Consider the following 9,164-nt stretch of genomic DNA (forward strand, 5'->3'; position numbering starts at 1 on the left):
GAATTCGCGCATCTGGAAATGATTGCCACCATGGTGTATAAACTGACGAAAGACGCTTCCGTCGAGGAACTGAAGGCTGCGGGGCTTGGCGCGCATTACGCGGCGCATGACAAGGCGCTTTTCTACGAAAACGCGGCGGGCGTGCCCTGGACGGCGGCCTATATCCAGGCCAAAGGCGACCCGCTTGCGGATTTGTACGAGGACATTGCGGCAGAAGAGAAGGCGCGGGCTACATACCAGTGGCTGATCGATATGACGGATGACGTCGATTTGCAGGACAGCCTGAAATTTCTGCGCGAGCGGGAAATCGTGCACTCGCTGCGCTTTCGGGAGGCCGTCGAGATCATTAAAGATGACCGGGCTCAGAAGAAGGTGTTTTAAAGATTATATGAGAAGCTGAGGCGTTCCTGTTCGGGGGCGCCTGTTTGCGTTCCAGTCGTACCCTGAAGGGGGAGGATAATGCATATTGCGGCCTCTTCCGGTTTACATCCCGGATGGGTTCACTTATCATAGGCTATAAGCAAGCAAAAGACATCGAAGAGACAGAAGGGAAGATGTTAAACCAATGATCGAAAGCAAACGGACCCGTCCCGAGGCGATGATCTTCGACATGGACGGTACGCTGTTTCAAACGGAATCGGTGCTGCTGCCGGCATATCATAAGCTGTTCGACACGCTGCGCAGCGAAGGGTTGTATACGGCGCCAACGCCGCCGCAGGAACGTCTGCTCGGAAGCCTGGGCATGCTGCTGGAAGATATTTGGAAAGTCGTCATGCCGGACGGCAGCGAGCAGGCCCATGCCCGCGCCAACGAGCTGCTGCTGCAGCTGGAGCTGGAAGGGCTGGCAGGCGGAGAAACGTCGTTGTACCCGGAAGTGAAGGAAACGCTCGAGGCGCTGCATGCGCGGAGCGTCAAGCTGTATGTCGCTAGCAACGGCCTGGAGCATTACATTAGCGGCATCGTGGAGACGCACGGGTTGGCCGGATTGTTCGACGGATTGTACAGTGCAGGCAAACACGGCACGCGCTCCAAAGTCGATTTGGTAAGGCTGCTGCTGGAGGAAAACGGCGTCAAATCCGCATGGATGGTCGGCGACCGGTCTTCCGACGTGGAGGCGGGGAAGAAAAACGGTTTATGTGTCATCGGCTGCGCCTATGCCGGCTTTGGCAAAGACGATGAGCTGAAAGGGTCGGATGAGCTCATCTCTTCGTTCGCCGAGCTTTTGCGGCTGTACGAGCAAGCGGATGCGGCGTTGCCGGGTACATAAACGAGAAAAATAAAAAAACGGACAGGCCGCAGGATGACTGCGGTCCGTCCGTTTTTTATTCGCTCGCAGGGCTATGCTTTCTTTCATACAGTCCGAGGGCGTATTCCAGAGGTTTCACGATCGCCTTGCGGTACAACTCGGCGTTCCCGATCTGCGAAAATACTTCCCTGGCGGGCTTCGGATTGACTTCAAGCAGGTAGATCTCGCCTTTTTTGTTAATGGCCAGGTCGAGCGCAAGCTCGCATAAGGCACCGTATTGATTCTCCAGGAATGAGGCGACCTCGACGCCGAGCCGTTCTGCCCTCCGCTGCACCTTGTTTCGCTTCTCCTCATCGTCGATCCACTGTTCCATCATCCTGTAGAAAGAGACGGCGTGCCCGCCGCCATGCAAATTCGACGTCACGCTGCGCCGCGCCCCGACTCTTCCGGCGATGCCGGTAAGCTCCCAAATGCCTTCCCTGTTTTTCTGGACCAGCATGCGGTAATCGTGAACGCGGCCATCTGGGAGATCTACCGCAATGCCCTCCTGCACCAGATACCGGTTTTTCATGCTCCAACCGCTGAGCACCGACCCCAGGCGGGAGACATGAATCTTTTGCGGAGTGATGATTTTCCGCTGGTGGTTGCGCCCTTGAATGTAGTAATAGGAGTCCCCTTTTAACCGTTCGACCCGCAAAATGCCGCGCCCCCCGGTCCCGTTGATCGGTTTCAAATAGACGACGGGCGTCTTTTTCAGCATGTGGTGAACGTCGGCAAAGCCATTAAACAATCGTGTCTCCGGGAGGTATTTATTGAATTCCGGCCGCCGCGAAAGGACCTCGTAAATCGTCCATTTGTTGCGGAGCGGGCGGTTCAGAAATTGCAGGTGGTTGTATCGTTGGCGGAATTTAAGCAGCTGAGTGAAACGGGCGCTTTTCTGGATTCTGCAGCGGTCGTAGATCATATCCGGAAACGGGCGCCATCTGCGCCCCCAAACCCCTTTTTTCACATCATATTCCATGGCGTAAATCTTTTTCTTCGAGTCGTTGACATCCATCGGTGTAAAAACAAATACGTCCAGGCCGATTTTTTGGCCTTCGACGATCATTTTTTGATAGACGGGCTTCTCTTCGAGGGCTTTGTGGTCATTTAAATATAACGTTAAAATGCCTAAGACGGGAACCGGCAACATCTTTCACCTTCTTTGGATGGGACCGCCTTGAGGCGGACTGTATTTGGCACTTTTCCTTCGAAATGGAGAAGCTTTCTGCCTGCCGGCGCTTGGCTCAGGGAAAAAGCCGTTAACCCGGCTTTAAAGCAAAGTCCTATGAAGGGGATCCGGTCCAGCCCTGCCCGGCACTCCAATTGGCCAAGTCGCTCCAGCTGCGCCTTCAGAAGGGCCGAGCCGATCCCTTTGCGGCGGTATAACGGATGGACCGCAATAAGGAAGGCTTCCTTGCCGTATCCGGCCACAAAGCTCACCCCGGCCAAAACCGGCCCGCCTTCCCCGCGTACCGTTGCCAGCAGCAGGGAAGTGCCGGGTTCACGCAATTCCGGCTCGGTTACCCTCGCGAAAAGCAAGTAATCTTCGCGCATCAAACATTTCCCGCCGTGCTCGAACAAAAACCGCAGCACGCGTGCGTGCTGGCGGTTCCAATCGCCGCGCGGGGAGAAGGATGTAATTTGCATCTGCTCACTTCCTTTATCGTTACGGCTTCTGAACGTTTACAAGGTATTGGCTGTAATGGAATATCCGTTCCAGCGATTTTTGGCGGATATGCGGCTCATCGAATTTCATCGGCTTGGCGTTCGCCTCGAAAAACCAGATGCCGCCCGAAGTGTCCACGCCAAGATCCATCGACATTTCGCCGTGCTGATGGCCGGAAGCCTTTTCGATTTGCCTTGCGATGACGACCGCGGTGGTTTTGACCCGATTAATCATGCCCGGCGCGGTGCCTTCGCCGAACACGGCGGTCAGCAGTTTGCTTGGATCCTCAATGCTCCCGCCCCGCGGGACATGGGTCGTAATGCTTTTGGAGCCGGCCAGGCGCGCTCCGACGCCGGTGACACTCCATTGACCTTTTCCCGTTTTTTGCAGCAGCACCCGCAGGTCAAACGGACGCTGCTCGAAGGAAGCCAGCTCGATCGCCTGTTGAACGATATAGCGGCTGGTGCCCGTTTCCGACTTGATCCGTCTCCACAACCGATGCATGTTTGCTCCTTTATACGTCGTGCTGCTTTTATGATGCTGAACTTTCAGGCGGTATGGGAGCGGTTTGTCCTTTTGGTATTTCAGCATCATGATGCCCTTGCCGGCCTTGCCGCTTTCCGGCTTCAAATAAAGGGACGGATAACGTTCGAGCATCATTTGCAGTCCCGTTTCTCCCCGAAGCCTACGCGTTTTGGGCACGAGATGTTTTGTTGCTTTCGAGCTTTTGAGCCACTCGAATAGATGCCATTTATTGAAAAAGTATGGATTGAAAAATTTGATGGTCGGGTGCACCAGGCATTCCTTGATTTTTTTTCGGACATTGGGCTTCAATTCGTCCTCGCGCTGGGGAATCCGGTTGTAGATCACGTTGGGGAGGGGGAACAGCTGCCGCTCCCATTCTCCCCCCGAATTAAGGGTATAGCCTTTAATGCGTTCTCCCTGCAGCTTGAGATCCTTGATCGTCACGACATAGACGGGAAATCCCATGTCCTGTCCGGTCCTGACGATATCCTCAAAGTTGGCTTGATTTCCCCGGAAATAACTTGGTCCGCCCGACACGGTCAAGATTGCGACGACGGGTCTGCCGCTTTCTTCGTTGCTGGTCGTTGTCACTCGGAATCCCTCCTGCGGAATTTGCTTAGGTAAAGACAATGCTCGAGAATATGCTCCACAGAAGCTTTCCCTTCCGACCTGAGGGAAGGATGGCTGAATATGGAGCGGCCCGGCTTTGCATTGGCTTCAAACATCCATACCCTTTCATCCTGGTCTATCCCGAGATCAAATCCGATTTCGCCAAGCAGATGCTGGTGGTGGAACTCGATGGCTTCGGCCAGCGTAATGGCAACCTTTTTGGCGTTCTGCAGCACTTCATCCGCTCTGGCACCAAAGGCGCGGCTTAGCGCTTGTTCCGGCGTCAGCAGGGAACCGCCGTTTTTCAGATGCGTCGTTACGCTGCCGCGTCCCGCCTTTTTAGCGCCGATACCGACGACGACCCAGTTATTTTTTCCGTTTTTATGCATATGGAAACGAAAATCGATCGGGCAGTTGTCGATTTCGACCAATCGGATGCCCTGCTGGATGACATAAGAGTTCAGTGCCCGGCCGTGCCTGGACTGCAGCATCCGCATCAAGCTGTTAAAGGAATTAAACCGGAGCAGCACGTTGCCGCCGCCCTTGCGGTAGCGGGCGAAATATCCCCTTTTGGGCAGGTAGGTCAACCTGTAAATGCCTTTGCCCAGGCTGCCGGCCGAAGGTTTGTAATAGAGGAACTGGTGTCTCTCCAGCATTTCCCTGATTTTTTCGGGAGACGGGTTCATATGGGATTCAGGCACGTATTTATTGACGGTGTTGTCGTTTTCAAGCAGGCGGTAAATGTCGGATTTGTTGAAGAAACTCCAATTGAAATAAGGGATTTTCCGGCGGCTGAGCCGTTCTCTAAGCTGGATGATGGAGGATGAAGTTTCGGCCTTCCGGCTCGGCAGCCGGTTGTATACGACATCGGGCAAAGGAACCGTTCTTCTGTAGAAGCTTCCGTTGTCGTTTAAAAAATAACCGGTGACCTTTTCCTGATTCCAGTTGATGTCCCGGGGGGTAAACGCAAAAATGTAGCATTTTTTTCTGCCCTCCCGGAGCAGCTGCTTGATGAACCCTGTGCGGGACCCGAACGGCTGGGAGGTATTCGTGGGTCCGTCGGAAAGCACGCCGATCAATGGGCCGAGCTGGTATTCATTATCCTGGTTTCGTATATAAATGCCGCCGGCCGAGGGAACGCGGATGCCGTTCCTGATGCCCGAGCCGAGGTAAAGATGTTTCCCCGTTTTTTTGATGGGCTTCACGGCAGCTTGGATCACGTCTTTCCCGAGACGAAGCTGGATATTCTTTTTGCCGGACAGCTTTAAGCTTTTGAGCAGATTGTGGGAAACGTAGACGACTTTCTCGGGCTTCTGCGAAAAATGAACATTACAATACGTCAAACTCATCAATTTACCCTCCTAAGTTGTCGAAGCAGTAGATAGCGGGCGTAACGGAGCGGATTTTCCGACGCGAGAACGGCGCTGTCCGGATCCCCTGCCTGCCGGATGGAGGTGCGTCCCGGCTTGGAGTTCACTTCAAGCAGCCAAACGTTCCCTTTCGTATCGATTCCGAAATCGATGCCCAATTCTCCGAGCCGGCCAAAATGACTTTCCAGAATCGGCGGGATTTTCTCCGACAGCCGCCTGATGACTTCCGTCAACCGCTCTGCCCGTTCAGCTCCGAATTGTCCGCTCAGATACGGCAGAACGGGAAGGGCTTTTCCGCCGCCGTGAAGGTTGGAGGTCATGCTCCCGGCGGCGCCCTCCCGGACTACAATGCCGGTTTGCATCCACAACCCTTTTTCATTTTTCTGCATTAACACCCTGGTATCAAAAGACCGGCCGTTTCTGCCTTGTAAATGAAGATACGGCTGGATGATATACGTTCGGTTTTTCGTGAAGTCCCCAATCCACCGCATGGCTGAGGCATCGGACGGAAACCTTCTTTCGACGGGGCGGTTCAGGGAATCTCTGCCTTTGACCGCCCAGATGCCGGATTCCCGGTCCACCCGAACGTACAGCGTGTTTTTGCCTTGGGAGCCTCCCTTCGGTTTCAGAAACGCTTCGCCGCCATGGGATTCCAGTGTTTTTATAAGAGTTTCCTTCCCACGATAAATCCCGGTTGGCGGAAGGTATGGCAGAACATCCGGTTCCTTGCTCAACATCCGGAATACCTGCCATTTTCCCGGAAGGCTGCGCGACCATAACGTCCAATCCCTGGCGTCTCGGGAGTCCGACAGCAGGCTTGCCGCCAATCGGAACTCCTTTCTGCTGCGATACAAGCAGCGGTCGTACACGATGTCCGGAAAAGGAAGCCGGTTTTGGCGCCAGGCGCCTTCCTTGTAAATGAAACCGTGGATATGGGTGCGGTCCAATGACACGTCCGCCGGGCGGAATACGACGACCTGGATGCCGTATTTTTTTCCAAGAACGGAAAGCTTGCGGCAGTAGCCTTCATTGGAAAACGGGGGACTGTCTTCACGGCTGCAGCACATGATGCCGAGCGTCCCAAGCGGTAAGACCATTCATGGTGCGCCTCCTTTAAAAACCGGACAAATAGCAGCAGTATTCCAGCAGCCTTTTGACCGAGGGCCTGATTTTTTGCTCGTTAAGCGGGGTATTGTCGTTTTTGGAAGGCTTGGAGTTGACCTCCAGCATCCATATTTTTCCTGAATTATCCATCGCCAAGTCGATGCCGAGCTCGCCGAAATGCAAAGGGATCAGATTGTCGATGCCTCTGGCAATTTCGAGCGATGCCCGATGCAGCTTGGCGTAGGCCGTATTTTTGACCTCCGGAGGCAGCATGCACCTGCTGACCGCGTCCTTGACGGTGCTCAGGGTGCCGCCTCGGGCCAGGTTGGAAACGAAATGGTTGCCTCCTGCGATCCGGGCTACGATGGAGGTTACGATCCAGTTGCCGGCCCCGTTTTTTTGCACAAGCGCCCGGAAGTCAATCGGCCTTTTGCCGTGATCGATCAGGGTCAGCCCTTGCTGGATTTGGTAGCGGGTCGTTTTCATTTTGCCGGATAAACCGGAAAACAGCTTTGTGAGGCTTGAGTAGGACTGCCTGCGGGCGCCGGCCGAAGACGTCGACAGCGTTTGGTAAGTGCCGTCGGGCTGCTTTGAAATGCGGATTATGCCCTTGCCGAGACTGCCGCGAACAGGCTTCAGAAAGACGACGGAGTGGTGCTGGCACATTTTTTTGAGCACCGAGAAACCGGTGAGCAGGTGGGATTCGGGCAAATATCTGGCAAGGGAAGAGTCGGATTTAAGCGTGTCGAAGACTTCGTTTTTGTCCAGGAACCTCTCATTAAAGACATGTGCGCCGTAGCGTGATTTTACTTCTTTCATAAAATGCTGTACGCTAGGTTTATTCTCCATTTTGCGGGTTGTGAGACGGTTGTTGACAACATCCGCGATCGGCATGGACGCCTGACGCCACCCGTCATCGTATACCCAACCATGTATACTGCCCGATCCTTCCTGAATGTGGTCCGGCGTAAAGAAGTATACATAGGCTCCCTGTTTCCGGCAGGCATTCACCAGCTCACGGCAGAACATGGATATGGAGCCGAACGGTTTATCGGGTTGTTCCGGATTATCCCGACTGATCAGTACGCTGATTAGGGGCCCCAGTCTGAGTGTGCGGCTCGATGAATGATAGGCAGCCCTCAACACCGGACGAGAAAAAAGCCCCATTCGGCGGGCCAGAGGCTCACTGATTCGCAGTCCGCTGGTTTTGGCTGCGGGAACGACGGTGATCTCTTGTCTGAAGGAACCAAATGCCAACTGCAGAGGACGGTCGGTAGGAATCTTCCACTGTTTGACCAGCTTCTCTCCGAGCACGATGGCGTTTTCCTTTAAAGAGCCCGGAGCGAACATTTGGACCGGTAGCGTTTTTTTGGACATCGTGGATCTCCTTCCAACAGCAACTTGATGTCTACAGGGCAGATAAGGTGCATCTGCTTTTTGCATGTAATGTATCATATGAGGACATATATCCCTTGGTGATTGACCCACTTTTTTAATCTTGAGTGCAGGGGCGGCCGATTCTCGGGGGATTTTGAAATCGGGAAAGAGCAGTTTCCATTTTATAAGGAGGCAGGACACACATGAATATTTATGACAAAACGAATGAACTGGCAAAAGCGCTGAAGGAAAGCCAGGAGGTAAAGGACATCAAATCGGCGATTAGCCTGATCGACCAGGATCCGGAAAGCAAGCGCATGCTTGAGGATTTCAGAAAACGCCAGATGGAAATCCAGCAGCGGATGATGTCGGGCGATATGCCGGCCCAGGAAGAGATGGAGCAGATGGAGAAGCTGTTCGACGTGCTCAGCCTCAATCTGAATATCCGCCGACTGTTTGATGCGGAACGCCGACTCAGCACGATTATCGAGGACATCAACAAAACGATTTCCGACAGCCTTCAGGATCTTTACGGCGGGCAGGGCTTGTAATCAAGCCGTTGTTGCCACTGGTCAAAGATGTTTTCAAAACTTGTCTCATATTTTACGGCAGCCCCTCATAGAGTAGAAATATAGATTCACGAATGAAGGAGCTGCCGCAAAATGAAAAAAGGAAAGAAAATCAAACACCTCCTGTATTTGATCGTCGCTTTGGCCATGTTGGTGTATGCCCTGCCGTTGATCTCCTTCAGCGGAGGCTGGTCCTGGACGTCGGCTTTCGGCGCGGCGTGGGCCCTGTTCGCTTTTTTGGTCATCGGGGCGCATCTGCATTATTTGCTCGGCGTGGACGAGGAAAAGCAGAAGACGCTTGACCGGATCAAGGCGGCGAAGATACGTCAGCTGCAATTGAAATGGCCGGAAGAGTCGCAGCGGAGTCAGGAGAATATGTAAGGATTTCGCTGAAAATCCAAAGATCAGCTTCCGGTCGGCAATCCATGGAGCGAAGCGGTTTGGTTCGTTTGTAGATGGGACTTGGGAGCGGCAAGAATCGAATGTTGAAACATCCTGACGTAAAAGTCAAAAAAAGCCGGGCGCCTGCTGAACTGCACCCCAATTGTTAGACACACTCTAACAGTTGGAGGTGCAGTTTTTTTATGACCAAATTTACGAAGGATAGGAAATTGGCGATAATTCAAGGGTATAACTCTGATCTTCTGTCGCTAACG

General features: G+C 53.5%; 10 protein-coding genes. 4 read left to right on the top strand and 6 right to left on the bottom strand.

The window, feature by feature from the left end:
* Nucleotides 1-381, top strand: a 381-nt coding sequence (locus RJP21_RS30875; RefSeq protein WP_310862598.1) for a manganese catalase family protein, incomplete at its 5' end; no start/stop codon positions are given.
* 184 nt (nucleotides 382-565) lie between these two features.
* The gene (locus RJP21_RS30880; protein ID WP_310862599.1) at nucleotides 566-1,267 is read left to right on the top strand and encodes an HAD family hydrolase; all 702 of its coding nucleotides are present in this window, start codon (nucleotides 566-568) and stop codon (nucleotides 1,265-1,267) included.
* 55 nt (nucleotides 1,268-1,322) lie between these two features.
* Here RJP21_RS30880 and RJP21_RS30885 read toward each other — a convergent pair whose 3' ends face one another.
* From RJP21_RS30885 to RJP21_RS30910, 6 genes are read right to left on the bottom strand one after another with little or no spacing between them, the layout of a single operon-like run.
* Nucleotides 1,323-2,435 carry a YheC/YheD family endospore coat-associated protein gene (locus RJP21_RS30885; RefSeq protein WP_310862605.1) on the bottom strand — a complete coding sequence of 371 codons (1,113 nt, stop codon included), beginning with the start codon at nucleotides 2,433-2,435 and terminating at the stop codon, nucleotides 1,323-1,325.
* The gene (locus RJP21_RS30890; protein ID WP_310862600.1) at nucleotides 2,417-2,935 is read right to left on the bottom strand and encodes a GNAT family N-acetyltransferase; all 519 of its coding nucleotides are present in this window, start codon (nucleotides 2,933-2,935) and stop codon (nucleotides 2,417-2,419) included. The genes RJP21_RS30885 and RJP21_RS30890 overlap by 19 nt, the downstream gene beginning before the upstream one ends.
* Before the next feature lie 19 nt (nucleotides 2,936-2,954).
* The gene (locus RJP21_RS30895) at nucleotides 2,955-4,070 is read right to left on the bottom strand and encodes a YheC/YheD family endospore coat-associated protein (protein ID WP_310862601.1); all 1,116 of its coding nucleotides are present in this window, start codon (nucleotides 4,068-4,070) and stop codon (nucleotides 2,955-2,957) included.
* Nucleotides 4,067-5,437, bottom strand: coding sequence for a YheC/YheD family endospore coat-associated protein (locus RJP21_RS30900; protein WP_310862602.1), 1,371 nt, complete (start codon nucleotides 5,435-5,437; stop codon nucleotides 4,067-4,069). The genes RJP21_RS30895 and RJP21_RS30900 overlap by 4 nt, the downstream gene beginning before the upstream one ends.
* Entirely contained in the window at nucleotides 5,437-6,555 is a 1,119-nt protein-coding gene (locus RJP21_RS30905) for a YheC/YheD family endospore coat-associated protein (protein ID WP_310862603.1), read from the bottom strand. Before RJP21_RS30905 ends, RJP21_RS30900 begins: the two co-directional genes overlap by 1 nt.
* A gap of 16 nt (nucleotides 6,556-6,571) precedes the next feature.
* Complete coding sequence (locus RJP21_RS30910; protein ID WP_310862604.1) at nucleotides 6,572-7,939, bottom strand: YheC/YheD family endospore coat-associated protein; 1,368 nt, start codon at nucleotides 7,937-7,939, stop codon at nucleotides 6,572-6,574.
* Between the two features lie 203 nt (nucleotides 7,940-8,142).
* On the opposite strand from RJP21_RS30910, the gene RJP21_RS30915 reads away from it, so the two are divergent.
* Both RJP21_RS30915 and RJP21_RS30920 read left to right on the top strand, forming a co-directional pair.
* Nucleotides 8,143-8,490 (top strand): YlbF/YmcA family competence regulator, encoded by a 348-nt coding sequence (locus tag RJP21_RS30915; RefSeq protein WP_160043246.1) that lies wholly within the window; start codon nucleotides 8,143-8,145, stop codon nucleotides 8,488-8,490.
* Between the two features lie 111 nt (nucleotides 8,491-8,601).
* Complete coding sequence (locus tag RJP21_RS30920) at nucleotides 8,602-8,889, top strand: hypothetical protein (protein WP_212957818.1); 288 nt, start codon at nucleotides 8,602-8,604, stop codon at nucleotides 8,887-8,889.
* The last annotated feature ends 275 nt before the right edge of the window (nucleotides 8,890-9,164 follow it).

Origin of the sequence: Paenibacillus sp. VCA1 (assembly GCF_031583795.1) — a bacterium.
GTDB lineage: Bacteria > Bacillota > Bacilli > Paenibacillales > Paenibacillaceae > Paenibacillus_AQ > Paenibacillus_AQ albilobatus.

Excerpts from the sequence above, each read along its gene's own strand:
- RJP21_RS30890 (WP_310862600.1), bottom strand. The coding sequence starts at position 2,935 with ATGCAAATTACATCCTTCTCCCCGCGCGGCGATTGGAACCGCCAGCAC.
- RJP21_RS30920 (WP_212957818.1), top strand. The coding sequence starts at position 8,602 with ATGAAAAAAGGAAAGAAAATCAAACACCTCCTGTATTTGATCGTCGCT.
- RJP21_RS30915 (WP_160043246.1), top strand. The coding sequence starts at position 8,143 with ATGAATATTTATGACAAAACGAATGAACTGGCAAAAGCGCTGAAGGAA.
- RJP21_RS30880 (WP_310862599.1), top strand. The coding sequence starts at position 566 with ATGATCGAAAGCAAACGGACCCGTCCCGAGGCGATGATCTTCGACATG.
- RJP21_RS30905 (WP_310862603.1), bottom strand. The coding sequence starts at position 6,555 with ATGGTCTTACCGCTTGGGACGCTCGGCATCATGTGCTGCAGCCGTGAA.
- RJP21_RS30900 (WP_310862602.1), bottom strand. The coding sequence starts at position 5,437 with ATGAGTTTGACGTATTGTAATGTTCATTTTTCGCAGAAGCCCGAGAAA.
- RJP21_RS30910 (WP_310862604.1), bottom strand. The coding sequence starts at position 7,939 with ATGTCCAAAAAAACGCTACCGGTCCAAATGTTCGCTCCGGGCTCTTTA.